This window comes from Paenibacillus sp. EC2-1 (assembly GCF_049311625.1).
Lineage (GTDB): Bacteria > Bacillota > Bacilli > Paenibacillales > Paenibacillaceae > Paenibacillus_AQ.
This window is the reverse complement of the sequence record NZ_CP186006.1, coordinates 4382380-4406672: the sequence shown is the minus strand read 5'-3', so window position 1 is coordinate 4406672 and position 24293 is coordinate 4382380. Positions and strand designations below refer to the sequence as shown.

The window sequence follows — 24293 nt, the reverse complement described above, 5'->3', positions numbered from 1 at the left end:
CAATGAATTCATTTCATGATCTAACCGTGGGACAGAGAGAGCTAGTCGTTTATCTGCCGCCTTCGTATGAAAATACCGATAAGTATTACCCAGTAGCATACGTTCAGGATGGTGGTTTTCTGTTTACGGAATGTTCGAATTATTTAGAGCATTTGTTCGCCAAGGGCGACTTACAGGAGATCATTCTCGTTGGGGTTACGACCGATATCCGAAACGATGAATATACCCCATGGCCGGCTGCATCACTAATTCCGAATAAGGCTCCTTTTGGTGGTAAAGGTAAGGAATATGTGGATGAGATTGCAAATGTACTCAAGCCTTATATTGATGATCACTACCGAACGAAAAAAGAAGCTGAGTTTACTGCGATGATCGGTGGGTCATTCGGCGGATTAATTTCTTTATTTGCAGGATACTGGCGACCAGAAGTGTTTGGACGATTAGGTCTGTTATCAACGTCCTTCTGGTATGAAGGGCTCATGGATTATATTCGTCAGGAGAAAGGCTTAGATAAGGATCTGCGCATCTATATGTCCGTTGGGCTGTGTGAAGGAATATATAAACAAAATATACAGAAGAATATGGTGCCATTTACACAAGAAGCAGCTCGTCTGTTCACCCTTAAAGGTTTTCCGAAAGATTCGCTGCAATTGACATGCGTGCCTGAAGGAACACACGACGATGTCTTTATGGTGAAACAATTCCCAGAGGCGCTTAAATGGTTGTTTAACCATCATTCTCAGGTCCATGATCATGAAAAGGTTGACCGAGAATTTAGTATTTCAGGCACCTGTAAATGGAAAATGAAGTCGAAGAAAACTGGGCGTTCCTATCAGATTTTCATTGCCGAGCCTGTAGGTCCACCACCCGAGGAAGGATACCCAGTCTTATACATGCTGGATGCGAATGCTTCGTTTGGTACAATTGCTGAGTCCATCCGGCTGCAATCGAGGCGTCCTCATGGCATATCACCGGCTGTTATCGTTGGCATAGGCTATGATTCTAAGGACCCTATCGTAACGAAAGAGCGTTTTTATGATTATACGGTGCAAGCAGATGATGCAGAGTTGCCGACTCGACCTGATGGCTCCACGTGGCCAGAAACTGGCGGTGCAGAGGACTTTCTTAATTTCATTGAAGAAGAGTTGAAGCTTGAGATAGAAGCGAACTATTTGATAGATCGTTCCAAGCAGGCGTTGTACGGGCATTCACTCGGCGGATTTTTCGTTTTGTATACTTTGTTTACACGTCCTAATTCATTTGGGCGATATATTGCGGCAAGTCCATCGATCTGGTGGAAGAATCATATTCTTTATCAGATATGGGATGAGCGTAGGGAACAGATAGACAAGATAGACCATGACGTGGAGTTATTTATTGGTATTGGAAGCGAAGAGAAGGCATCTATGGTGAAAGATGCGAAAGCGTTGTATGAAACGCTTAAAGCTGATAGCCAAGAAATACAATTCACTCTATGTGAAGTTCACGGTGAAGGGCATGTATCACTTCTACCTTGAATCATTAGTCCAATCCTCCGGTTTATTACGAAATAATTATGTAGGAATAAAATGCTATATAAATAGCCTTAGTTCAAATGTTAGAATACTGAACTAAGGCTATTTGACGTATATTAATCTACTTCACTTGAGTTGCGTGGTTCATCTAGGACAGATGAGTATTTAGGGTATAGTCTACGAATACAACTAGGACAAATATCGTGTGTGAATTCCATGGAGGTACGGCTTTCCAAGAAGCTCTCTACCGGCTCCCATTCTTCGCCTTCCCTTACATGTTTACATACAGCACAGATTGGAACATGACCGTGGATAGAGCATGAATGTGATAGCGCATGTTCAAGCCGGATTTCGCGCTGTTTATAGCGAGTTATGTTCGTAAATGATACAACGATTCCTTGGGAGGTATTCTCTGTATCGGTTACAAGAGTACGCGCTTCACACAGAATCCAGACGGTCTTACCTGTTACGTCTATCGCATACTCTGCCGAATAATAATTATGGTTGCCTAATAGAACGTCCCGAACCGAAGGCAAGTAGACGGCTTCAAAAAAATCCTCATAGGAGGATCTTCCGAATACGGCTGGGGGTAGTTCAAAAAAAGAGACCCCTTGCCAATCAAATTGGGGAGAGGCACCATACTTTGAGAACATCATTCTTAGTGAATCATTAATTTGGTCTATCTTGCCGTCCGGACGGATGATCATCAGTCCAGAATTTAAGGAGTGGACAGCGTAGCACCAAGGTGTAGAAGAGAATTCAGGCAAAGGACTCGCTCCCCCGTTATAGAGACTTATGGTATGAGACAAGAAGCTGATAAAAATGGTATAATTTAGATACGCTTCCTTTCATTATACACTTACATAAGTCATTTTACAAGGGTTTGATAGCGTACATACGTATTTATTTTCTTACAGGATTGGGGAAGGCGGTTGTTTCATGCAGTCTATTTACCAACGAATCGAACATCTAATTGAAAGCCGGGGTATGACTAAGAAAGCTTTTTGTGAAACCCTCGGGATCAGCACAGGAAATTTTGGTGATTGGAAGAGAGGAAAGACAACCCCAAGCACAAATAAACTGATTGAGATTGCAGGCTATTTTGAGGTTAGTCTGGACTGGCTCATAGTCGGTAAGGGATCTCCCTCCCCAGGTATAATGGAAGTTCGAGAAATCTATGGGGCCCATAGTGCACAAGGCGAGGGACGACTTCAGGTTTCAAACCTTACAGATGATGAGAAGCATTTTATAAGAGAATATTTAGAGTTTGCTAAATACAGAAAAAAGAGACGTAAAAGTGCTGGAGAGGAATCAAGCAAGTAAGAATGTATTAGTGAAGGAACGTGGGTATGGTTTATGGTGCCTTGCTTTGAGACCGACAGTGTGAATGGGTTCCACCATAGCGGCATCGGATTAGGGGAGTGGCTGCATGTGAATTTCCACTTTACTTCTTAGTAAGAGAGCGATATAATAAGTAATGTTCTCTTTCGGAACATTCCCTTATATATGCGGTAGTGGTGGAATGGCAGACACGCTATCTTGAGGGGGTAGTGGGTGTATACCCGTGGAGGTTCGAGTCCTCTCTACCGCATCATAAACCAGAAGAACAACCTCTTGCTTAGCAAGAGGTTGTTCTTTTTTTTGTCTATTCATTTTATCCCATAAATATATCGGAGCTGATAAACACGTTCATCTTTATCGGAAATTAATCCGTTTCAATTTTGCTCATAAGTTTAAGTGATTATAGAGAACGTTAAATCAGACAGAGGAGATGATCGAGTATGCAACCATTATACACAGCAGATGTAAAAGTAACCGGAGGCCGGACAGGTGCGGTCGAATCGTCTGATGGAGTTTTGAAGCACAGCTTAAGCATGCCTAAGGAATTAGGTGGTTCTGGTGGTGAAGGAACCAATCCAGAGCAACTATTCGCAGCAGGCTATGGCGCTTGTTATGAAAGTGCCTTGGCGAATATCGCACGTAAAGAAGGCGTAGAGCTTAAGGATGTAGAGATCCATTCCCAAGTCATGATTGGTAAAGATGAAGGTGCAGACGGCTTTAAGCTCGCTGTGAAGATGAATATATCGATGCCTGGCATTGAACGGAGTCAAGCGGAGGATCTGGCTAAGAAGGCTCATGCTTTCTGCCCGTATTCTAAAGCGACTCGGGGCAATATTGATGTGGAGTTAAATGTAGTTTAAGCCATTCAACGATATGGTTAGGCTAATGTTGCCTGAGCATATTAGAGACGCGAATTCCTAAAGAGGCTGTCCAAATCAGTAGATCTATCTACTATATGGGCGGCTTCTTCTTTTATTGATGAATGATTCTTGCAGTTAGAAAGTATCAGCCTCCTATGAATCGGTTGTTTTTTTGATTATGCGACGTGATGGCCCTATGGTCCGTAGATACTTATATGGTCAGTTATTGAAAGGGGAAATTAACAATGCGTATAGAAGAAATGATCGAGGAACGGTTCGTGTGCTCTAAGTGTGGGGGAACCCATTGTCAGACGAAGGAAGTGTCTATGTCTGGTTCAGGGTTGAGCAAAATGTTTGATATCCAGCATAATCACTTCCTGTTTGTCTCCTGTACGAATTGCGGATATGTAGAAGTATTTAATCCAGATATCTTAGAAGGGAAGAAACGTGGACAGCTCGGCTCGATACTGGATGTGTTCTTTGGTTGACATCACCCTTAAAAATCTTTATTATGTCTAAGTACCAGAAAGTACAAGGTAATTAAGAAGAAATTTAAATAAATGGGTGATGCATGTGTCATACAGACCGCAAATTTCCAACGTAATTAAAGCCGGAAGCAACGATAAAGATGGGCTTTATGAGTTCATTGTCAGCCTAGCTGATGGAACAAAATGCCGTGTATTCTACAACCGTTTTCCGGAATGGAAAATGACTAATGTGAGCCGACTTGGAAAAACACCATGTCCGGTGTGCCGTAAAGATTTCATTTGCAAATGTATGGAGAAGTTCTCCACTGAACTTGACCAGCAGATGAAAGATGGCGAATGGCTGAGCAAAGCAGTTGCAGAGTAATTGAACATGGTACGATAGAGCGCGGGAGAAATTCTCCTGCGTTTTTTTCTTATATATAGGAAACGGGATTCACGAAGGATATGATGTTTAAAGTAAGGGAGAGGTCATAACCTAACGCTTGGGGGCGATTTGAATGAGTAGACCTAATGAAAGTACTGAAGATCATGTTATTGTACTGATTGATGGTGTATGTCATATGTGTCAGGGGCTCACCAAATTTATTATAAAAAGGGATCCGAAAGGTGTTTTTCGATTCGCTTCACTTCAATCTGAGATTGGACAGGAGATGCTTCGGCGAGGGGGATTACCAGAGAATTTAATGGAGACAGTCGTTGTTGTAGAGAAAGGTTCCTATTATACCCAATCAGCAGCTGCTCTTAAGATTGCCCGCCGCCTGCCATTCCCATGGCCACTGCTGTACGGATTTATTATCGTGCCACGTGGGCTTCGTAATGTCATTTATAACTGGGTAGCAAAGAATCGGTATCGCTGGTTCGGAAAAGATGATGAATGCATGATCCCGACACCGGAAATCCGGCGTCGGTTCTTATAGATACTGGGGCTTAAGAGTATATTGTTGGAAGTATACTTAATTACCTTGGAGCACGAAATCCAGCTTGTTTGGCTTCGGCTTCACTACAGAACCATTGTTCTTGCTTGGTTTTGTCGTAGTATGGGGAATCAGGAGTATGATATATTTTCTCACCCTTGGAATTGATGTTACCTTTAATATTGCACGCATTCTTGGGTTTGTCCGTATTTGTCTTGGAGGTTGTATTATCAGCTGAACTGCTTTCGTCTTTCACTTCTTCGGCATGAAAACCGTCATTCTGCGCGTAATTCTCAATACTCCAGATCCCGAGAGCCTTCTTGCGGCTGATCTTTTGTAAATCATTGAATTTATCAACATATCTTACATTGGGCTGATAGATGTAGGCTACACGGGCTAGACCCTGTTCGAGAAGAAGCTCTTGAACCATTTTGCCATCGGCATATACGTATGCGAGTAATCGGGAGTATTTATCACGGTTGGGTCCGATATCGAACTCGAGCTCAAGCTTCTTCGCCTTTTCTACAATATCTTTCGTGAATGCTTTAGCTTCTGGACCGAACGGCTGTACACCAAGACGAGGGTGGCTCGTTTCTGGTGTGTCTACGAGTAGAAAGCGTACCTTTTCTGTCTTTCCTTCGTATTTCACGCTGATTGTATCTCCATCCACAGCTTTCACGAGTGTAACAGGGACTCTTTTTATGTTGAGATCATCCGTAGGATATTTCTTATTCGTATTTGAGTTCGTAGGTTTAGAGGTGTTTGGCTGTGTGGTTGTATTACCGGTTTGCTCTGAAGGAGCACCCACACCTAAATCCTGCGTGATTCCTGAATCACTGCAACCTGATAACAAGAGTAGGCCGGCAATTAGAATGGGTAAGATTCGTCGTTTCATAAGTTGTCACTCTCCTGGCTAAGATGCTGTTTATTATGACTGTAGGAGCTGCTATATAGGATGACGTAATATAGAGCGATTCCTTCTAGGAACGTCTGTTCCTGCCGAATTCATTATGAAGGTATTTCATCTTTTTAGCAAGAGGATGGAGGAGTAGTTATATATGATTATAAAAAAATTAGCTTGCTGGCATACAGCAAGTTATGATATTCTTATGTAAAATTATAACAAGACAACGGAAGCACCGTTCAATGACCGCTTGTAAGCGGCTTGAATGGTGCTTTTTTGCGTTGTCTTTACGAAAGAAGGGTTGTCTTAACATGCAACCGGTCAGGGTCATACTGGCTGTTCAGGACTCGAGTTATGTCGAACCATTACTTCAATACATTCATGGCAGTGAGTTTGTGGAGCGGATGCAGGTAACGGCTTTTACTCAAATCGATGCCTTGCGTAAATATCGGGAATTACCCGATCTTATTGTGGGTGAGCCCGAGATGCTTATATCTTGGTTGTCTGAAGAGAAGTCATCTGTACCGTGGATTGTTCTGAGTGAAGGAGGAGATGTGCCTGATCTTCATGGTGATGGACTCATAACTGCCAAATATCAGCCGCTACCTCAGCTTCTTAACCTATGGATGGGTCATATCAAGGGGAATCGTGTAGGCAAGAATGATTCTCTTTCCGGCGATGCGCTGATTATTTGTATGGCTTCAGTTCTTGGAGGGAGCGGGAGAACGACCATGTCTATTAATATCGCAAGACAGCTCGGCGTTCTTAGTAAGAAGGTTTTTTATTTGAATTTGGAGACGATGAATTCGCTTAGCTTATTTCCGAGTGGTAAGAGAAGAGCGGCAGAATCTAATTTCTCTAGACTACTCTACGAGATCAAATCTTCTCAGGAATCGAAAGAACAAGCGGACATATCTCTTGCACCATACGTGATTCGTCATGATGGTCTGAAATGTGATGTATTTGAACCGAATCATCATCTGAAGGAAGTATTCGAGATGACATCAGGTGATGTGAAGATACTGATTGATCTGATCGCGAAAAGCGGTCAATACGACGTGGTTGTTATAGATACGGATAATCATAGTGAGGAACGGCTTCATGCTGTGATGAAGAAATGTACTCTTCTGTTATGGGTTCTGCTTGATGATCTCATCAGCATGTATAAGACCGGCATATGGCTTGAATATCTGGAGAAAGAGAAACCTGACTTATATGGTCAGATCGTAGCCAAAAGCAAATACATTGTTAACCGGTTTACAGGTAGTCTGGCTAATCCACTACCGCGTAAGGATATGAGGGTGGACGGAATGCTGCCTTATATTCCTTCTTGGAAGCAGGTGCAGCAGGAGGAATTGCTACTGTGCTCACCTATTTTTCAGCGGGATATATTGAAGCTTTGCAATGAGCTTCTCGGGGGACAGGGTCAGATGAACATGGAGCGCAGTGGAGGAATTGCGTATGGATGAGGAGGTTTTTATCTCTATACGAAATGAGGTAAGGGCGGGTCTGGATGTTACGGCTGCCATTGGTAATCGTGAGTTGATGCAATATATCGAAGAGATCGTATGGGCGCGGCCTGAACTAACGGATCTGACAGCTTCGGCAAGGCGCACTTTGGTACGCAGAGTTTATGATGCTTTTCGTGGATTGGATGTGCTTCAGCCTTTAGTGGATAATCCCGCGATTACTGAGATCATGATCAATAGTCATAAGGATGTGTTCATTGAACAAGAAGGTGAAGTGAAGCGTCTTCAGGTTCAATTCGAGTCCCAGCGTAGGCTGGAGGATATTATTCAGACGATTGTAGGAACGGTGAACCGGGTCGTGAACGAATCTTCACCGATTGTGGATGCCCGTTTGAAAGACGGTTCTCGGGTAAACATCGTGTTGCCACCTATCGCTCTGAAAGGACCTACGATGACGATTCGGAAATTCCCGGAAACCCCTATGACGATGGAGGATCTAGTATCCAGAGGAGCCCTGAGTCAAGAAACGGCTGATTTATTACGAACATTTGTGATTGGGAAGTACAACATTTTTATTAGCGGGGGGACGGGATCGGGGAAAACAACCTTCCTTAATGCATTGTCCCAGTTCATCCCTGCTGATGAGAGAGTCATTACTATAGAGGATTCTGCTGAACTGAAGATTGTAACCGTGCCTAATCTCGTATCACTGGAGACGAGGAATGCGAATACCGAAGGACGCGGTGAAGTATCCATTCGTGATCTGATTCGTTCTTCTCTTCGAATGAGGCCTAACCGGATTGTTGTTGGAGAGGTGCGGGGCGGTGAAGCGATCGATATGCTGCAGGCAATGAATACCGGGCATGATGGAAGCTTATCCACTGGGCATAGTAACAGCACGCAAGATATGATTAGCCGCTTAGAGACAATGGTGCTTAGTGGTGCTGATCTGCCAGTTAGTGTCGTACGTCAGCAGATTAGCTCCGCAATTGATATTTTTGTACATCTTTCAAGGCTTCGAGATCGCTCTCGCCGCATCACCGAAATCAGTGAAGTCTTAGGAATGGATGGGGATCAAGTGATGATTAATCCACTATATCGCTTCCGTGAAACTGGCGAAGCAGAGGGGCGCGTAACCGGAGAGCTTGAATCATGCGGTAACCCTTTGATGAACGTAGACAAGCTAGGTATGGCGGGAATTACTTCTTGGCCGCTTCAACATATAGGAGTGGTGAGATGAGAACAGCAGGCCAGATGAGAAAGTCTTTGGTAACGAATGAAGGTAAACAAGCGCAGCCAGTCTCTAATTTGCGCAGTAACAAACTTCCGGATTATAGAGTATACATTCTTTCGAGAGGTCAGCGTCTGTGGTGTGTGGTTTTTGGAGGCGTTTTGTTCTACATGATGGGATATCTGTTTTATCAGAATGCAGTTCTGTCCTTCCTTTTTGCATTTGGTGGATTTATCGTTCCAAGGTTCTGGCGAGAGCATTTGCTTAACAGGAGAAGAGCGACGCTGAATCTTCACTTTAAGCAGGCGCTTTACTCCTTGTCATCTTCGCTGTCGGCAGGACGATCAGTTGAGAATAGCTTTCGTGATGCTGTAGATGATCTGCTGATGCTTGATCCTGGAGCCCAAAACGATCTGATATTTGAATTAAGAGTCATTGTATCAAGGCTAGAGTTCGGAGAACCGATTGAAGCAGCGCTTCAAGATTTTGCTCGAAGAGCAGGACTGGAGGATATTACGAATTTTGCGGATGTATTCACAACATGCAAAAGGAATGGAGGTGACTTGGTCGAGGTGATACGCCGTACATCTACTGTTATTGGTGAGAAATTGGATATTCAGCAGGAAATATCAGTCATGATTGCCCAAAAGAAATTTGAGTCGAAGGCATTGCTCATATCTCCATTTCTGCTGCTGTTATTTATGAATATGACATCAGCGGATTACATGGAATCTATGCATAACTCCGCCGCAGGATTGGTCATTTCTACATTTGCACTCTTCGCGCTTGGGGGCTGCTTCTGGTGGATTACGAAGATGATGGACATTAAGGTGTGAGGAGGTGACCTTCGGTAATGATAGTGTGGGTATGCGGTGCTCTACTGATTCTGTTATTGGGTGGATGGGTGGTGCTGAATCAAAAATGTGGAGGGCGATATCGGCACTTTAGTAGGATTTCTATGGAAGGGCTTCGGCTAAGGAAGTTAACACCTCCATTTCTGTACATTCTGGAAACGACCAGGGTATCTACCCGGGCGCCCATTCTCTTTTTCCGGATACAAAGGTCAGTACAGAAGATTTATGGTCTTCGTCATAGCGCGGAGATGAGCCTGATTTTTATGGCTGACTGTCTTGCATACAGCTGGTTAGTTCTGATTGGAGGATGTTTGTGGTCCATGAGTACGGGTGATCCAGTAGGTATATGGGGAGGGGTTCTCCTAAGCGTTCTTCTTCCAGCTTCAATGGTGAAGGATCTTAGTAAGAAAGCACTGATTCGAGATCAAGATATTGTCATGGAGCTTCCGGAGATGTTGAACAAGATGATCCTGCTGGTGGGGGCTGGGGAGAATGTTCAGAAGGCAATTGTTCATTGTGTGGAACGTAAATCAGAGGACAAACATCCTTTATATGTTGAGCTTCGAAAAATGATTGGTGATTGGGAGAGCGGACATTCTTTTCAGCAGGCATTTGAGCAATTCAGCAAACGTTGCGCGATTCAAGAAGTATCGATCTTTACAACGACAGTACTGCTGAATTTCCGGCGTGGAGGGAATGACTTTGTTGTCGCACTCCGAGACTTGTCACGAGTACTGTGGGAGAAGCGTAAGGCTATTGCACGCACAAGAGGAGAACAGGCTTCATCGAAATTGATATTTCCGATGGTCGTTATTTTTATGATTGTAATTGTATTGGTCGGTGCGCCTGCATTAATGATGATGAATATGTAGAAGGGATTGGTGATTCGTATGTTGTCTATTCTTCGCAGTGGGATGAGTTCTTTTTGGAGGGAAGAGGATGGAATTGGGACGCTTGAGATGATTCTGATTATCGTAGTCATTTTGATTATTGCCCTCTTCTTTAAAGACGAGCTGCTCAAGCTGGTAAAAAGATTGTTTAGTACGATTAACTCTAAATCTGATGAATTCATTAAATAGGATTAAGCTTTGGTTCTCGAAGAACAATGACGGGAATTTCACGATTGAAGCATCGTTTGTTCTACCGATCGTATTGTTGGTAACGGCGCTACTTCTCTTTCTATGTTTGTATGTATATCAAAGATCCTTTCTTGTACAGGCCTCATCTGCTGCTTCGGAACGTTCAGCTTTCATATGGGATAACAGTCATAAAGATGTAGCTGGTGGAGAGTTGCCAGAAGGGCAGTACGATCCACTCTATTGGAGACTTACAGAGGATCAGTTGTTATCTTCTTTATTTCGTTTAGGAAGCGATACCTCTGCACGGACCATTCCAATTCCTGGAGGGACACAGGGTGGTGAACTAACCGATATAAAAATGACTAAAGGGGCGGCTTCCATACCGAATGGAATGGAGGGTGAAATGAAATATGACAATAAGGTGTTACTACGTAAAGTGAGTACAGAATTAGCTTGGCCAATATCGATCTCTCCGTTAGATAAGGTGATGTCAGGTGGAACAGAACTTAAAGTTCGATCTAACTCGAATATTGTTGATCCGGTAGAGTTTATCCGAACCGTTGAGCTCATGCGCTACTATGGGTCTAAGTTCAAGGGCACAGGTGAAGGTCGCACTGATGCTGGGGCGGCTTCCGAGGTACTGCAGATGTATGGAGGTCGTCGATGACCATAAAGCGAGGTGGTAGAAAGGGATGGGGTGGGCTCAGGGGTTCCTCTGATGGAGCAGTCTCTATATTTTTAATTATCGCATTATCCATGGTGTTTATATTCGTGGCAGTATTTATCGATTATGCACGCGTAGCAGCCATGAAGGTCCAGAGTGAGCGGCTTGTCCGCGCTGCCGTAAGGTCAGTTATGTCCTCGTATGATCCGCAGCTTCAACAGGAATATGGAATGTTTGCTTACGGTGAGAGCAGCGGGGACTATATTATGGGCAAAATGCTGAAAGACAGCTTGAGCCCAGGAGAAAGAGGTGACGCCTTTCGTCTTCTTCCCCTGGAGCTTGATAGCTCAGGTCTTTCAATTCAGCATCCTCTCGGTAAATATGATATTTTCAATCGTCAGATTAGTGAAGATATGAAGTACAAAGCGCCTATTGATTTTACACTAGAGCTCGTCAATAAGTATAAACCGCTATCTCAATCTATGAAAGAAGCTTCGAATGCTGTAGATGTTTTGAAAAAGCTGCGAAAGCTATATGACAAACGGGAGGAAGCGCTGGATGACATGCTTGAGAAGCAGCGTAAAGCGGGGAAGAGTGTAGAATCTTTATCTAAACTAATCATGCATCCACCGGGAACAAGCATCACGGATGATTCGTTAGGTGGCGCTGTTCATACAGCGGCAGACGCAGCTGCACAGTATAACGATTACTTACTTAAATCTCAAGAAGATGCATCACGCGCATCAGATGAAGAGAAGTTGTATACGTTTCTAATCGCTTCATATCTAAGGGATGTTTCTTCTGTGTCTTCGGATCTAGCAAGCAAATCAGGGAAGCTGCAGAAAGAACAGGATAAATTGCTTAAGGAAGCCGATGAACGGCTGGAAGAAGCGCGATCCATTAATGAAGAAATGAAGCAGGTCATCAAGGATGCGGAAGCTCGCTCTGAGACTGAAGGGTATGATCAAGTAACCAATAATCATTCTCCAGGGGCGGACAATTCAAGTGCCGGGGATGCGGAGATGATTCAGGCGATACGTGGACAAGCTGAAAAGCTCATCCATACGGATGAGCTACTGAATGGACTTAAGAATGAAATTGCTATTCAACAAACCCGATGGGGGCAAGTGAATGAGCGGATCGCAAGTCTTCTGTCTTCTATGGGCGGATCAGGGATGAAGGGGACTACTCTCCGTGCAAGCAGTTCGACCCAGGATTATCTTAGGAAATATGGAGTATCTGGGAGTGAGAACATTCCAGAACGTGAGCTGGCCATGTTAGAGCAGTTTCGTTCCTCTGACAAGGAGCGGAAAGAGACGGAGAAGAAGGCGCAGATGAAGCTGAAGGAAGCTTACAAAGTCATCGATGCCATAAGCGGATCAAATACTCAGAATCAAGAGATTCTGGATCAATTCCGTGAGCTCCAGCGTTACTATGATGATAGTGTTGCGTTTAACAATGAACAACCAAGTGTTAGTAAAAGAACAGCGAGGGAGAGAGATCCTTACGAAGCTGGGAAATCCTCAATGAATGATATGGACAATGCTTACGGCTCGATGGGGAATGTTCTTACTGGTATTCGAGATGAGCTTTTTCAGAATGAATATGCTGTTCATTATTTTCAGCATTTTGATATTACCCAGTTAGAGAAGGTTGTGAAGGATCCTGGCTCGGTGAAGGATTTAAGTGATGAGTTTGCTGTAAGTAAGCAGGAGGTTGAATACATACTTTATGGATTTCATCATCCTGCAGGAAATATTGCAGCTGCCTATGGCGAAATATTTGCTTCTAGGCTTGCTATACGAACGATGGAAGGCTTTGTAGTCAATAGCAAGATGGGGAATCCATTGCTTATCTTGGCAGCTGCTATTTTGTATGGTATTGAGCAGGCCATTCTGGATATGCTCCATCTCTGTCAAAAGGGCTCCATCCAACTCTCCAAATACGTACCTGTGGAAATTACATATAGAGATCATTTACGAATGTTTTTATTTATCCATAGTAATAACGATAAGAAGTTGTCTCGGATGTTAGCTTTAATCCGGCTCAATACGGGAGTAAACCCTGCCGATAGGGGGACCTATGCATCCAGTGAAATTGTCACAGGGATACGGCTGTGGTTCTTGCCTGGAATCTCCAAGGCTATTGGTACCATTATTGGGGACGGTACGGATCAGGTGGAGGGAAATCGCTACCTAATTACTCGTAGAGCTGATTTTTCCTATTAGGAGTTAATTGATCATGCGTATGAAGTGGAGCAGGAGGCGAAGAACCTCACAATCCGAACTAGGCAGCATGGTGGTCGAGGCATCCATTGTACTGCCCATGTTCATGTTTTTTGTCATCTTCCTTATTTATATCGTCCAAATGACACTGATTTCCACAGCACTCCAGAGTACGGTCGCCGATGCTGTCAAGACGGTAACATCTCATATCTATCCTGTATCCCTAGCTATAAATCAAAATCAAGGTGCCGAGGGCAGTGGGGATACGAATGATGAGAACCAAACGTCACATTGGGAAATACCCAAATTATCGCTTCAGGACTGGGCCTCAACGTATAACTCATCTCTGCCTTCGCCACTTAATGAGTGGATCATGGAAGCAGCGGCTAAGGGCGAAGAACCATTGGGGCAGCTGAGAAACGAGGTGGCTGAAGCGGTTCTAGATCCTGTGATTAAGCCGATCTTGAAGCCATTTATGCCTGAGCGCTTACTTGAGTACGACAGAATTCACGTATCGAACGTTTCCATTCCCAATCTAAAGAGTGGGGAGAGTCCTTACTTCGGCATTGAACTTAGTTATGAGCTGCCTGTTCGTGTTCCATTTATGAACAAAAAGATCGTGCTTCAAGCGAAAGCACAGGAACGATTATGGATTGGAGATACGGGTGAAGGAGGAGACGGCGGATCTAACGGGGATGAAGGGGATCATAGTAGCATTGAGTTGCTTGAAAAGCCAGATCCAGCTATCGCAAGTAAACAAGCTACGGTCAAGGTTAAGGTTGAACCGGGAATGGATGCGCAATTATCAGTCTATTACAAAAGTGGGCAGAGTACTGCCAAGTACTTAGGTTGGAAGACTGCCGATGAGAATGGATTCATCGAATGGGAATGGAATGTAGGTTTCAATACAACGCCGGGTACGTGGCCTTTTATTATTGAGACGGCAGATGGAGGGCGTCTGGAAGTGATGTTTACAGTCGTTGAAAGACAGTAGGTGTAACAACACCGTTAGAAGGAGATTTAGCAATGGAATTGGCTTATGTATTATGTGGAATATATTTAGTAGCAGCATATATTACCGATGTGCGCTCTATGAAAATCCCGAATTTTCTAACGCTACCCACGATGCTAGTGGGTGTGATTTATCATGGAGCAACTAACGGCTTAGAAGGTATGGCTTATTCAGCCAAAGGAATGGTTGGCGGATTTTCTATATTACTGATTATGTATTTTATGGGTGCGGTCGGTGCGGGCGATGTTAAATTGTTTGGTGGTATTGGTGCGTGGTGCGGGCTTTGGTTTACAGTTCAGGCCATCATTTATTCTGTGTTATTCGCAGGAGGAATTGGGATACTCATTTTGTTGTGGCGCCGTGAAATCTTCAAGAGATTACGAAGAATGGCTGAGAATGTAGCTGGAGTATTTATATTTAAGAGCCTAATGCCGTGGAATAACAGTAAAGAGGCCTACTTAAGATTTCCCTTTATGATTGCTGTTCTGCCCGGTGCGATCTTAACCTATATGAACGATCACTTGTAGGAGGGATGGAAATTGTTCGGGCTGACTCGGGATTTTGTAGAACAGGGAGGGACCTTTATGGTTCTGGATCGACAGGAGGGACTGATGTCCAATGATCTTAGTCAGGTGCAGTTGGGCATGATCCGATCCTCGCGAATTCCTTGTTTCTTACCTTTGCATACGAAAGAACTGGATTTGAGTGTAACGCTACAGTACAACATAACAGGTAAACGCATGTTATCCCAGGCACTTCGTGGTGAGAAGCTAACTCTGACCGAATTTTATGGACTGCTGTTACAGATTGTTTCTGCGTTGAATGATTGTTCGATGTATATGCTGCGACCAGAACAGTACATTTTGCATGAAGAATACATGTTCATTGAAGGACCGCTTCACCTGAATAAATTGTATATGACTTATGTGCCGCTTGATAGGTACGAGCGTGAATCAGAAGCATTAAGACATTCATTCAAGGAACTGGTAATGCGTCTTGTATCTTACGTATCTGAGCTGAGAGGCAGTGGAGTGCAGACCTTGATGCAGTATTGTAATGATGAGAGCTTTAATCTCCTTGGGTTGAAAAAGATACTAATTGATCTGCTGGCAGGTGAAGGAGGTCATGGTGAACAACCATCTGATGTCTCTGAACCACGGATTATGATGTCAGACTCCACGATCTTTAAATTTAGCCACCCTACGAATGATGATGAAGACCCAGCTACTACTAGGGAAAAGGCTTCCGACATGCATACAAGTAGGTCGAACCTTACATATGAAAGAGGAGCGCGCTCTGGCCATCCATTAACTGATCTGAATTCTAGTAGCGCGCACCATTTAAATGAGGATAGACAGCCTATAGGGCGGGGTTCAGTAGCTGTGGAAAGCAGAGGGAAGGAATCTTCAAGAGCCATGCTCCCAGCCAGAGGGCAACCAGAACCGGATTTGTCATTAGATGATGATTCAGATGTACAGAAGAACACCTCATCAGTACGAATCTACTGGCTCTTAGGTGGTCTGCTGGGTTCAGCAACGATGTGGAGATTCCTTTATTTGAACAATCCTAGTCAAGTCATGCTGTTCGTTTCAATCTTTGGTACCATTGTGCTTGTAGGAGTATCCCTGATGGGATGGCAAGGGAAGATCGGAAAGTCACCAGATGGACATGATGATTATTCGGAACTTTTGCCGATGTTTGATTCGGTTGAGCTTGAAGAATCAGGGAGGCAGAGGCCTAAATCATTTCGATTTCAAGCGGATAAATTGACGGGATGGTTCGGAAGCAAAGCGAAAGGTAAGACTCAGGATGAGGAATCCTCAGGTCATGAAGAATGGCGTTGGGAACGACAAGTTCCCTCATCATTACATGCTCATCAGGAATTTCAGTTTGGAGAACGGCGAAGTAACGTAAGTTCGGAGTATCAGCCAGATGACAGCGAATCAGAGACTTCATCTGGAGATTATTATAAACAATTGCCGCAGCGGACAGAAATACTGTCCCCCTCAGGTGATGCCGGAACTGTCCTTCTGGAACGGAAGGCAGGTATGACTAAGGAGGGAGAGAGGAGATATCCTTCGCAGCCGAGCGCGTTTCTGGAAGTCATTATTGATGACAATGGTGTAAGCGAACGAGTAGAACTTCATCAGCCACACTTTATTATTGGCCGTTCGGCTGAGGTGTCTCAGTATGTTTCTCAGATTGTAGGAACTTCACGAGCGCACGTAGAGATTTCTCGGGGAACAGCTGGTTTTAAGATTAAAGATCTGGGCTCCAAGAACGGGACAATCCTAAAAGGGGAGCCGATGGTTCCATATAAAGAGTATCCCCTGGAAGAAGGAGATACGTTCTTGATTGCGGGTGGTAAGTATAAGTTTCGTGCTGCATAGTACATACTCTGATGGGTTTTTTATTATGAATCTAGCTCATCAGATAAAGTAATGGTAAATATCAGATTCATAGCTTCATCAACATAATACCGAAGTTTATAACAGGTTAAGTATTCTTATATGAGAATACTTGACCTGTTTTTTCGGTTATTCCATTTAATTCACTTAGGTAGGTTAAAGTTTAAGGCAATCAGAATGCTCAGAGATCTAAAAAACATTTTATCTTAAGAAAAGGAATCAATTCAGTAAAACATATGAAAATCAGGATTCTACATTAACCACAATGTTTTCTTCTGAACCACTCCATTACCGCAAACGCCCATTATATGTCGATATTGTAACGGGCGATGGGCAGATGTGGGAAGTTAAACCATGGAGAGATTCCCCTATTGGCTTTGGAGATGGTTATTATGAAGTTACAGAAGCACAATTAGATAAATATGCCTCAATAAACAGCAACCTTACCCGCGGCGCGCAATACGAGGATATACTAGGGATAGAAGTAGTTGGGGATTTACGTATGGATATTCAATTCTTTGATCAGGGAAAAATAAGGTACTCGTTCTACTTGCAACATGAAGACGATGTATATGCATTAATTACTAGCCGAGCAGAAGATTATATTGAAGCTAATAATAGCTATCCACCTACGATCAATATAAAATTTAAACCTGGTAGAGGAAAAAGATAATTATGAATAAAATACTGGTAATGATTTCAATAATTCTACTATTGTCGGGGTGTTCAATGGATCGAGAAAAAAGCACAAACGTTGAGTTTAATGATGATGCAGTTTACATTGTCGATCTTCTGCGGCAATGTATAACTCTGTTCGGTTTTTCTGAAGATGTTAGGGTAGTTGTAGATGATTTCAGTGAAATGGCCTATGATGAGGATAAAGAGGGAATTAAAAAGAGGATACTTAGTGTTTACATGGCTTTTTTAGGTAAAACGAATTTCAAAGACAAAGATGACCCGAATAATAATACCTTGCATGATCAATTATTAAAGGAATTGGATGAGATTGAATTAATTCTAAGTAAGAAATAAATTTAAAGTCGCCACATGCGAGTAAAGCAACTCCATGTGGTTTCTTTTTGTTCAAAAATGAAAAATGAAAACAGCCGGGACTGACCCCTGTTAATGAGACAGGGATCAAAACACCTTGCAAGTTTAAGCAGCCAGTTGCCGAAAATGAATCGGTGACTGGTTTAATGAAACGATTCGATGGGGGCATTATCAGCGGGCGTACCCTTACGGGACATGCTCATGGTAATGCCTTTTCCCTTTACTGCTTCCTGATAAGCCTGGGAAGTGTACACGCTGCCTTGATCGCTATGGAGTATGGCGCCCGGCAGAGATGGTAATTGATTGAGCGTTTCTAGTACAAATGCGGTGTCTTGCTTGTCAGCTATACTGTATGCCACAATCTCTCCATTAAACAAGTCCAAGATACTCGACAGGTACAACATTCTTCCGCCAAAAGGCAGATACGTAATATCTGTAACGAGTTTTTGCATGGGTGCATTAGCTTTAAATTCACGCTTCAGCAAATGTTCTGCTATATAGGCTGGCTGTCCTGTAGTCTTGCATTTCTTCACTTTGACACGACACTGCAGACCCTCAAACTACGCGTTTGTGATTAATCTTATACTCTCTTCGAAGCAACGCTGTGATCTTTCGGTATCCATAGCGAAATCTATGTTGTTTTACTAAGTTCATGAATTTGCTTTACCAAATCGTCTCGTATTTACTCTCTAAGTTAGCTATCCAGCGATAGTAGGTTGCTCGTGGAACCCCAATCCATTTGCGCACTTGTGTCACACTAACCTCTTCTCGGATCGACTCAACCCATTCCACTACGACTTTTGGAGATACCTCCTTTCCATTTCCTTGAACTTTTTTAGCAGATCTACCTGTTGTCTCAAGAACCTATTCTCTGCCTTCACTTTCTCTAACTCTGAGACGTATTCTGGCCCTTTACCGTAACTGTACTGTTTACCGACAGGTTGCTCCAACCGTTTCAGCTCACCACTGCGGTACCATTTCAACCAGGTCTTCACTTGTGTCTTATTGCGTATATTCAGTTGATCCATGACTTCTTTCACTGGAATGCCAGCCAATCTCATTTCAATGGCTTTCATCTTCACTTCTAGTGGATAGCTAACTCTTGTTGCCAACGCAAAAACACCTCCAAGGTTGTCTCCATCTTACGACATGGTTGAATTTTCTTGAAGGTGTTTTAATTTGTCTCACATTATGGGGTCAGTCCCAAGTTTATTATTGCATCTAGAGTTCTTTTATTCATATTGAATTGTGGAATGAAAGGGAACACTATAACATTTAGACCTTGTAGTGGGAATCTCATGATGAAAGAAAGCTCCAACCCAATTAAAAAAGCTGGATAAAGAACTCATCAAGTGAGGTTAGCGATTCGCCAATTCAACCTACCAATAAGCGAATGATAGAATACTTAAACGCTAATTCGTAGTTTGTTCATGGAGGGATTTACACTTGAATATATCTACTCTTTTCGTTCTTAAGTCTTGACGTCATTATGCCTGCCTGTACAGCAGCTAAAGAGGGTGGAGGATTATGTGTCAAAAGGTACACTTTATGAAATAGTAGTGAATAGGTAATTTAATGCCTTTATCAGTGTGTCAAAACATCATTTTATTGATTTGAAACATGTCAATAAACAAGTGTGTTTTTTGACATGTTCGTAGTCTAATAATGGTAGACATTGAGAGATGAGGTGTATGTTCACGGCACAGGTTAAACAGTTTGGGTACATAAGAGTATCATCCAAAGACCAGAACGAAGCGAGACAATTAGAAACAATGAAGTCTATCGGTATTGATGACCGTGATCTATTCATAGATAAGCAGAGCGGCAAGAACTTTGACAGACCACAATATCAATCTTTCATGAAGAAAGCCCTAGACAGTTTCTAGGGCTTTTGCTTATTGGCTATTCAAATAGTTCATCCATCAGATCATCAATTTCTTTTCTTCTATAATTGATTCTCTCGTATCTATTGTTATTTTACTCTGATAAAAGATCAGTACATCGCCAACCTTGCAGTCATTCGGTAGTTCTTTTTTAGGAATATCTTCTGTAACCCCATTAATCTCAACCACAGCAAAGTTTTCTTCAAAACGATCTATAATGCCATTTCTCATTTAGAACCCTTTGTTGAAGTGAATGTAATTCTTGTTCCATTACTAATCGCGGTCAACGTTCCATTTTGGTCTGTACGCATTACCGTAGCTCCAATATTCTTAAGTCGTGATAAAATACCTGAGTTAGGATGACCGTAACTGTTCTTTCCTACACTAATTACAGCATACTTAGGCTTTACAGCTTCAATGAACTTTTTGCTGGGCTTGGGGATATCTTTCTACATTAGAAACAGGATTTGATTACAGTGTGAAAGATAATGCATTTCAAGTGAAGCTAGAACCTCAAACTATCTGAGAAGGAATAAAGGATTTCTATTCGGCTGATTATTTTCCTAATGGGATACCATTGCCTAATACCGTTACGTTAAGAGGAGAAAATGTATGAATATTAGTAAATGTATTGAAGATAGTTTAGAGATAGGTTCGCCCAGCTTGGGTTTAACTATGAGAAATTAGATACCGGTTGGATTTTTATAAGGGAGTCTGACGGGGTAAAGGAGTTTATCGAGATTGAAAGAAGCAATTGGTATGAAAATGCTTTAAGTTGTGAGTATCGAAAAGGAACTTCTACTAGAAATACTATTGCCTTTTCGAGAGATCGTATAGAACAGGTGCATGTTTTTTCAGACGAATCTACGTTAAAAGAAGAATTGAAATTGATAGTAGATATAACAGAAATGTATGCTTTAAAATGGTTTGAACAAATAAAAGTTAAGAAAAAAAACCTGCCGGATAACTTTCTTAAAGAGGAGTGGGCTCCATTACTTCAGTCATTTATCAGGAAGAATAGTATTAAATTTGATAACATTGAATCAATTTCAATCTTAGACAAGATGCTAAAACAAGAAGTTTCAACAGAGGAGATATACTCAATAAGCTATTGTCTTGGGGAGATTATAAAACATAATTTTGGTGCGGAATGGGATTATAGTTCAGAAGATGGGCCTTATATTAAAAACATTGCAGGCTCAGAGAAGATTGTTCTCAAACCGTTTGTTCTTGTTACTAAAACGGTAATAAATTCCGACATCCTAAGTTTGGAGTGTTTTTTTACAAATATTAAAAGCGCGGTAGATAGCATCAAGAATTAATCCATGTGCACGTAAATAGTACAAAAGAGCAAACAAAGGTGAAAACCATTATCGGGAGTGAGGGAACAATATGGTCGACCTATCCGATAAAATAAGATTTGATTTCCGTCTCAATCCAAGTCTTGATAAGAGTTCATTGAAGGAGCAATCTATAGGGAAAACACTGCATGATGTTGACGGTGATTTTCAGATTTACATTGATGACGTAGCCTACTTCGATGAAAAGGAATTTCTCATACTGGAGTTCGGTTTACTACTCAAAAAATGGGTGAGGAAATTCAAAAATGGCGAAATAACAAATTTTGTGTACAACTCCATTGAGCATGACAGTTCCATATTAGAATTTAGATACATCAATGGAGCGTGGGAAGTATATTCTGACTGGAGAATATCAGAGAAGGAAGTTGTGATGTCAGCTGACAATTTATTGGTTTCTAGTGAAAAATTTCTAGAAGAACTTGAAGCTAGACTTATGGATGCTTATGAAATCAAGCTGAAAAATGGGATATTTTAAGCAATGTAGCCACAATGCGACTAACCATCGTATTGTGGCTTTTCTTTGTTTCACAACCGCGGCGGCAAGTTCAATATACCTCACCCAGTGCTGAATGAATTACCATATCCGAATCTAATGAACTTATAGGAAGTTCCTACGGTTCGACCCAAACATTCACATCTACTCTTGATGATGGTCTGAACTTTATAAAATGGTAATATATTCATTTTGTATGATATTGATTCACATAATGAAGGGATGTGGAAAGCTGGAAAAAGAATAGCGATTTGAACTCGGATATTAACAGATAGGGTACTTACGATGCATTATTAAATTATATAAAAAAGTAGGAGATGTATATGTACAGTTACAGGATTACTAAATATAATCCGAAATATAGGGATGAGTTCGGTGCGTATACGAGAGAGGAATGGGTTTGTTTCTCTAATGTTGGTATGGTATTTTATGGTCGAATTTTTGAGTTAGAGGAATATCTGCGAACGGAGACTCTGTATTTATCTACTATTGAACGAATAATGGACTGTTTGCAAATTAATGAATTGGAGTTATCAAATGTTATTAAATATCACAAGAACTTACGGATAACGGCATTTCACGAAATATATACAACTAATATGAAAAGATTGTATCGGAATGCTACAGAAAGCCAAAACGTATCAGGCAGGTCATTGGAGGATTTGTGTAAATTGAGATTGAGGAAACTGATGGGATTTAGGCTGACTAACAAGAACAAAATGTATGTTCATTTTGGTTATGATTATTACATGTATATTGGTATAAGCAAAGAATGTAAGGATGCAATAGATAGCATTCAAGCAAGTGGATTGTTTGTTGAAGAATGCGAATCACCATATTATAAAGAGGATGAAGAAGCGTTTCTGGAAGTCATTATTGATGACAACGGTGTAAGCGAACGAGTAGAACTTCATCAGCAACACTTTATTATTGGCCGTTCAGCGGAGGTGTCTCAGTATGTTTCTCAGATTGTAGGAACTTCACGAGCACATGTAGAGATTTCTCGGGGAACTGCTGGTTTTAAGATTAAAGATCTGGGCTCCAAGAACGGGACGATCCTAAAAGGGGAGCCGATGGTTCCATATAAAGAGTATTCCCTGGAAGAAGGAGATACGTTCTTGATTGCGGGTGGAAAGTATATGTTTCGTGTCGCATAGACTTACTCTGATGAGGTTTTATTATGAATCTAGCTCATCAGATAAAGTAATGGTAAATATCAGATTCATAGCTTCATCAACATAATACCGAAGTTTATAACAGGTTAAGTATTCTTATCTAAGAAACTTAACCTGTTTTTTTCGGATATTCCATTTAATTTAATTAAGCAGGCCTAAGTTTAAGGCAACCAGAATGCAATGAGATATAGGAAACATTTTGTTCGATAGTGCAATTCGACTGTATTGAACGTAAGCTTAGAAGTATCTTTATAAGGGGTAAAAAGGGATATATGTAATATAATTGAATAAGTAGAGTTGTGAGGTTATTTTAGCGACTTGGAATTTGGGAGAACCCAATAAAAAATTGGAGAACCAGAATCCTTGGACACCGTGATTTGGTTCAGCATTACATTGAGAGGGTGGGCTATCTTCTGCCCGCTCAGGGGGAAATCGTTACAGATTAAAGGGCGTAATTTAAAAATGTTGTAATTATGAAAACTTATGAAGGGGTAGAGTAGTAGTGAACCTACAAAAACTTATCATTAATAAATTCCCTATATTTATATTACTTACAATCACTATTTTAGCCAGTTGTGGAGGGAACAATATACGTCCAGAAAAAGTATTAAATAGCTTCTCAAAATTAATAGAGAATAATAATATTGATGATCTTAGTTTGACAATATATTATATATCTCCATCAAATCTTACTCGTTCTCCTTTAAGTGTTGATGGTTTAATTAACAGTAATTACGTCTATAAAGAGATCGTTAACGGTAGCAGTTTGGAAGAACATATTGATCTTCTCAATCAATTAAATAATCATGTTTTAATACCTGTTGGAAATAAATCTAGTATAGATGCCCGATTTTATTACGTATTCGAAAATAAGAAGAATCGTAAGGTACTTGATGTTTCTATGTGGGGCAATGATAACAGCATTTTTGTTAATGGGCTTGAAATTCAAGAGGATGATATTTTTTACGATATCGTAATGCCACTTCTATCTGAGGATGGAGTCAAAGCATTGAAGACATATTTAGGTAGGGAGAAGTAAAAATAGAAGGGGGTACAATCAAAAAACTACTTCGGGAGCGATGAACATAGATCGACTTATTCTATAAAATTGAATGCAGGTGAGACAACAAATTTCATTTATAACTCGATTGAGCATGACGGCCCGATATTAGAATTTCGTTACATCAATGAAGCGTGGGAGATATATTCTGACTGGAGAATATCAGAAAAGGAAGTTGTGCTGTCATCTAATGATTTATTGGTTGTCAGCAAACTAACTACAATGCGATTAGCCCTCGTATTGTGGTTCTTCTTATTAGGTAGCGGATCCCCGTAGCCCTTTACTTTAACTACGATTAATCTGACTAT

General features: G+C 41.7%; 29 protein-coding genes, 1 tRNA gene and 1 pseudogene. 24 read left to right on the top strand and 7 right to left on the bottom strand.

Features of this window, described 5'->3' with window-relative positions; genetic code table 11:
* Window positions 1–2: 2 nt before the first annotated feature.
* Window positions 3–1517 (top strand): alpha/beta hydrolase, encoded by a 1515-nt coding sequence (locus ACK8P5_RS20565; protein WP_422658112.1) that lies wholly within the window; start codon window positions 3–5, stop codon window positions 1515–1517.
* A 113-nt stretch (window positions 1518–1630) separates the two neighbouring features.
* Here ACK8P5_RS20565 and ACK8P5_RS20560 read toward each other — a convergent pair whose 3' ends face one another.
* The gene (locus ACK8P5_RS20560) at window positions 1631–2323 is read right to left on the bottom strand and encodes a hypothetical protein (RefSeq protein WP_422658111.1); all 693 of its coding nucleotides are present in this window, start codon (window positions 2321–2323) and stop codon (window positions 1631–1633) included.
* A gap of 130 nt (window positions 2324–2453) precedes the next feature.
* Here ACK8P5_RS20560 and ACK8P5_RS20555 point away from each other — a divergent pair, with 130 nt between their 5' ends.
* From ACK8P5_RS20555 to ACK8P5_RS20530, 6 genes are all read left to right on the top strand, one after another.
* The gene (locus ACK8P5_RS20555) at window positions 2454–2837 is read left to right on the top strand and encodes a helix-turn-helix domain-containing protein (protein WP_422658110.1); all 384 of its coding nucleotides are present in this window, start codon (window positions 2454–2456) and stop codon (window positions 2835–2837) included.
* Window positions 2838–3022: 185 nt separating this feature from the next.
* A tRNA-Leu gene (locus tag ACK8P5_RS20550) sits at window positions 3023–3105 on the top strand.
* 190 nt (window positions 3106–3295) lie between these two features.
* Window positions 3296–3715 (top strand): organic hydroperoxide resistance protein, encoded by a 420-nt coding sequence (locus ACK8P5_RS20545; protein ID WP_422658109.1) that lies wholly within the window; start codon window positions 3296–3298, stop codon window positions 3713–3715.
* 245 nt (window positions 3716–3960) lie between these two features.
* Window positions 3961–4203: a zinc ribbon domain-containing protein gene (locus tag ACK8P5_RS20540; protein ID WP_422658108.1), complete on the top strand. Its 243-nt coding sequence runs from the start codon at window positions 3961–3963 to the stop codon at window positions 4201–4203.
* 85 nt (window positions 4204–4288) lie between these two features.
* Window positions 4289–4567, top strand: coding sequence for a hypothetical protein (locus tag ACK8P5_RS20535; protein WP_422658107.1), 279 nt, complete (start codon window positions 4289–4291; stop codon window positions 4565–4567).
* Between the two features lie 133 nt (window positions 4568–4700).
* Window positions 4701–5120 carry a thiol-disulfide oxidoreductase DCC family protein gene (locus ACK8P5_RS20530; RefSeq protein WP_422658106.1) on the top strand — a complete coding sequence of 140 codons (420 nt, stop codon included), beginning with the start codon at window positions 4701–4703 and terminating at the stop codon, window positions 5118–5120.
* Window positions 5121–5160: 40 nt separating this feature from the next.
* Here ACK8P5_RS20530 and ACK8P5_RS20525 read toward each other — a convergent pair whose 3' ends face one another.
* Window positions 5161–6012, bottom strand: coding sequence for a thermonuclease family protein (locus tag ACK8P5_RS20525; protein WP_422658105.1), 852 nt, complete (start codon window positions 6010–6012; stop codon window positions 5161–5163).
* Between the two features lie 320 nt (window positions 6013–6332).
* Between ACK8P5_RS20525 and ACK8P5_RS20520 the strand changes: the two genes are divergently transcribed.
* The 12 genes from ACK8P5_RS20520 to ACK8P5_RS20465 all read left to right on the top strand — a co-directional run bounded on the left by ACK8P5_RS20520 (window position 6333) and on the right by ACK8P5_RS20465 (window position 17995).
* On the top strand, window positions 6333–7490 hold the full coding sequence (locus tag ACK8P5_RS20520; protein WP_422658104.1) for an AAA family ATPase: 1158 nt from the start codon (window positions 6333–6335) through the stop codon (window positions 7488–7490).
* A complete protein-coding gene (locus tag ACK8P5_RS20515) occupies window positions 7483–8730 on the top strand; it encodes a CpaF family protein (protein WP_422658103.1) in 1248 nt (415 codons plus the stop codon). Before ACK8P5_RS20520 ends, ACK8P5_RS20515 begins: the two co-directional genes overlap by 8 nt.
* Complete coding sequence (locus ACK8P5_RS20510) at window positions 8727–9557, top strand: type II secretion system F family protein (protein ID WP_422658102.1); 831 nt, start codon at window positions 8727–8729, stop codon at window positions 9555–9557. Before ACK8P5_RS20515 ends, ACK8P5_RS20510 begins: the two co-directional genes overlap by 4 nt.
* 17 nt (window positions 9558–9574) lie before the next feature.
* Window positions 9575–10447 (top strand): type II secretion system F family protein, encoded by an 873-nt coding sequence (locus ACK8P5_RS20505; protein WP_422658101.1) that lies wholly within the window; start codon window positions 9575–9577, stop codon window positions 10445–10447.
* Between the two features lie 42 nt (window positions 10448–10489).
* The gene (locus ACK8P5_RS20500; RefSeq protein WP_422658100.1) at window positions 10490–10654 is read left to right on the top strand and encodes a Flp1 family type IVb pilin; all 165 of its coding nucleotides are present in this window, start codon (window positions 10490–10492) and stop codon (window positions 10652–10654) included.
* Window positions 10638–11321: a TadE/TadG family type IV pilus assembly protein gene (locus ACK8P5_RS20495; protein WP_422658099.1), complete on the top strand. Its 684-nt coding sequence runs from the start codon at window positions 10638–10640 to the stop codon at window positions 11319–11321. Before ACK8P5_RS20500 ends, ACK8P5_RS20495 begins: the two co-directional genes overlap by 17 nt.
* Complete coding sequence (locus ACK8P5_RS20490; RefSeq protein WP_422658098.1) at window positions 11318–13546, top strand: hypothetical protein; 2229 nt, start codon at window positions 11318–11320, stop codon at window positions 13544–13546. The genes ACK8P5_RS20495 and ACK8P5_RS20490 overlap by 4 nt, the downstream gene beginning before the upstream one ends.
* 13 nt (window positions 13547–13559) lie before the next feature.
* Entirely contained in the window at window positions 13560–14537 is a 978-nt protein-coding gene (locus ACK8P5_RS20485) for a TadE/TadG family type IV pilus assembly protein (RefSeq protein WP_422658097.1), read from the top strand.
* 32 nt (window positions 14538–14569) lie between these two features.
* Window positions 14570–15082, top strand: coding sequence for an A24 family peptidase (locus tag ACK8P5_RS20480; protein ID WP_422658096.1), 513 nt, complete (start codon window positions 14570–14572; stop codon window positions 15080–15082).
* Between the two features lie 12 nt (window positions 15083–15094).
* Window positions 15095–16945 carry a DUF6382 domain-containing protein gene (locus ACK8P5_RS20475; protein WP_422658095.1) on the top strand — a complete coding sequence of 617 codons (1851 nt, stop codon included), beginning with the start codon at window positions 15095–15097 and terminating at the stop codon, window positions 16943–16945.
* 283 nt (window positions 16946–17228) lie between these two features.
* Window positions 17229–17636, top strand: a complete 408-nt coding sequence (locus ACK8P5_RS20470; RefSeq protein ID WP_422658094.1) for a hypothetical protein — start codon at window positions 17229–17231, stop codon at window positions 17634–17636.
* Window positions 17637–17638: 2 nt separating this feature from the next.
* A complete protein-coding gene (locus ACK8P5_RS20465) occupies window positions 17639–17995 on the top strand; it encodes a lipoprotein (RefSeq protein WP_422658093.1) in 357 nt (118 codons plus the stop codon).
* A 161-nt stretch (window positions 17996–18156) separates the two neighbouring features.
* On the opposite strand, the gene ACK8P5_RS20460 is transcribed toward ACK8P5_RS20465, so the two are convergent.
* Genes ACK8P5_RS20460 through ACK8P5_RS20445 form a run of 4 tightly spaced genes read right to left on the bottom strand, consistent with a single transcriptional unit; the run spans window position 18157 to window position 19125 of the window.
* Window positions 18157–18546 carry a DDE-type integrase/transposase/recombinase gene (locus ACK8P5_RS20460; RefSeq protein WP_422658092.1) on the bottom strand — a complete coding sequence of 130 codons (390 nt, stop codon included), beginning with the start codon at window positions 18544–18546 and terminating at the stop codon, window positions 18157–18159.
* 22 nt (window positions 18547–18568) lie between these two features.
* Window positions 18569–18667: an IS3 family transposase gene (locus ACK8P5_RS20455; protein ID WP_422658091.1), complete on the bottom strand. Its 99-nt coding sequence runs from the start codon at window positions 18665–18667 to the stop codon at window positions 18569–18571.
* 9 nt (window positions 18668–18676) lie between these two features.
* Window positions 18677–18805, bottom strand: coding sequence for a hypothetical protein (locus ACK8P5_RS20450; RefSeq protein WP_422658090.1), 129 nt, complete (start codon window positions 18803–18805; stop codon window positions 18677–18679).
* A complete protein-coding gene (locus ACK8P5_RS20445) occupies window positions 18805–19125 on the bottom strand; it encodes a hypothetical protein (protein ID WP_422658089.1) in 321 nt (106 codons plus the stop codon). The genes ACK8P5_RS20450 and ACK8P5_RS20445 overlap by 1 nt, the downstream gene beginning before the upstream one ends.
* 579 nt (window positions 19126–19704) lie before the next feature.
* On the opposite strand from ACK8P5_RS20445, the pseudogene ACK8P5_RS20440 reads away from it, so the two are divergent.
* A pseudogene (locus ACK8P5_RS20440) lies at window positions 19705–19884 on the top strand (recombinase family protein); the annotation flags it as partial.
* 51 nt (window positions 19885–19935) lie between these two features.
* Here ACK8P5_RS20440 and ACK8P5_RS20435 read toward each other — a convergent pair.
* Window positions 19936–20127 (bottom strand): DUF3006 domain-containing protein, encoded by a 192-nt coding sequence (locus ACK8P5_RS20435; protein ID WP_422658088.1) that lies wholly within the window; start codon window positions 20125–20127, stop codon window positions 19936–19938.
* Window positions 20128–20804: 677 nt separating this feature from the next.
* Between ACK8P5_RS20435 and ACK8P5_RS20430 the strand changes: the two genes are divergently transcribed.
* The 4 genes from ACK8P5_RS20430 to ACK8P5_RS20415 all read left to right on the top strand — a co-directional run bounded on the left by ACK8P5_RS20430 (window position 20805) and on the right by ACK8P5_RS20415 (window position 23964).
* A complete protein-coding gene (locus ACK8P5_RS20430; RefSeq protein ID WP_422658087.1) occupies window positions 20805–21218 on the top strand; it encodes a hypothetical protein in 414 nt (137 codons plus the stop codon).
* Window positions 21219–21288: 70 nt separating this feature from the next.
* On the top strand, window positions 21289–21732 hold the full coding sequence (locus tag ACK8P5_RS20425) for a hypothetical protein (RefSeq protein ID WP_422658086.1): 444 nt from the start codon (window positions 21289–21291) through the stop codon (window positions 21730–21732).
* Between the two features lie 689 nt (window positions 21733–22421).
* Complete coding sequence (locus ACK8P5_RS20420; RefSeq protein ID WP_422658085.1) at window positions 22422–22907, top strand: FHA domain-containing protein; 486 nt, start codon at window positions 22422–22424, stop codon at window positions 22905–22907.
* A gap of 520 nt (window positions 22908–23427) precedes the next feature.
* Window positions 23428–23964 (top strand): hypothetical protein, encoded by a 537-nt coding sequence (locus tag ACK8P5_RS20415; RefSeq protein ID WP_422658084.1) that lies wholly within the window; start codon window positions 23428–23430, stop codon window positions 23962–23964.
* Window positions 23965–24293 lie beyond the last annotated feature (329 nt).

Coding starts and splice junctions, on each gene's coding strand:
- ACK8P5_RS20510 (WP_422658102.1), top strand. CDS start 8,727: ATGAGAACAGCAGGCCAGATGAGAAAGTCTTTGGTAACGAATGAAGGT.
- ACK8P5_RS20505 (WP_422658101.1), top strand. CDS start 9,575: ATGATAGTGTGGGTATGCGGTGCTCTACTGATTCTGTTATTGGGTGGA.
- ACK8P5_RS20425 (WP_422658086.1), top strand. CDS start 21,289: ATGGTCGACCTATCCGATAAAATAAGATTTGATTTCCGTCTCAATCCA.
- ACK8P5_RS20555 (WP_422658110.1), top strand. CDS start 2,454: ATGCAGTCTATTTACCAACGAATCGAACATCTAATTGAAAGCCGGGGT.
- ACK8P5_RS20515 (WP_422658103.1), top strand. CDS start 7,483: ATGGATGAGGAGGTTTTTATCTCTATACGAAATGAGGTAAGGGCGGGT.
- ACK8P5_RS20485 (WP_422658097.1), top strand. CDS start 13,560: ATGCGTATGAAGTGGAGCAGGAGGCGAAGAACCTCACAATCCGAACTA.
- ACK8P5_RS20540 (WP_422658108.1), top strand. CDS start 3,961: ATGCGTATAGAAGAAATGATCGAGGAACGGTTCGTGTGCTCTAAGTGT.
- ACK8P5_RS20490 (WP_422658098.1), top strand. CDS start 11,318: ATGACCATAAAGCGAGGTGGTAGAAAGGGATGGGGTGGGCTCAGGGGT.
- ACK8P5_RS20530 (WP_422658106.1), top strand. CDS start 4,701: ATGAGTAGACCTAATGAAAGTACTGAAGATCATGTTATTGTACTGATT.
- ACK8P5_RS20465 (WP_422658093.1), top strand. CDS start 17,639: ATGAATAAAATACTGGTAATGATTTCAATAATTCTACTATTGTCGGGG.
- ACK8P5_RS20500 (WP_422658100.1), top strand. CDS start 10,490: ATGAGTTCTTTTTGGAGGGAAGAGGATGGAATTGGGACGCTTGAGATG.
- ACK8P5_RS20525 (WP_422658105.1), bottom strand. CDS start 6,012: ATGAAACGACGAATCTTACCCATTCTAATTGCCGGCCTACTCTTGTTA.
- ACK8P5_RS20495 (WP_422658099.1), top strand. CDS start 10,638: ATGAATTCATTAAATAGGATTAAGCTTTGGTTCTCGAAGAACAATGAC.
- ACK8P5_RS20480 (WP_422658096.1), top strand. CDS start 14,570: ATGGAATTGGCTTATGTATTATGTGGAATATATTTAGTAGCAGCATAT.
- ACK8P5_RS20545 (WP_422658109.1), top strand. CDS start 3,296: ATGCAACCATTATACACAGCAGATGTAAAAGTAACCGGAGGCCGGACA.
- ACK8P5_RS20455 (WP_422658091.1), bottom strand. CDS start 18,667: ATGAACTTAGTAAAACAACATAGATTTCGCTATGGATACCGAAAGATC.
- ACK8P5_RS20435 (WP_422658088.1), bottom strand. CDS start 20,127: ATGAGAAATGGCATTATAGATCGTTTTGAAGAAAACTTTGCTGTGGTT.
- ACK8P5_RS20565 (WP_422658112.1), top strand. CDS start 3: ATGAATTCATTTCATGATCTAACCGTGGGACAGAGAGAGCTAGTCGTT.
- ACK8P5_RS20470 (WP_422658094.1), top strand. CDS start 17,229: ATGTTTTCTTCTGAACCACTCCATTACCGCAAACGCCCATTATATGTC.
- ACK8P5_RS20430 (WP_422658087.1), top strand. CDS start 20,805: ATGTATGCTTTAAAATGGTTTGAACAAATAAAAGTTAAGAAAAAAAAC.
- ACK8P5_RS20520 (WP_422658104.1), top strand. CDS start 6,333: ATGCAACCGGTCAGGGTCATACTGGCTGTTCAGGACTCGAGTTATGTC.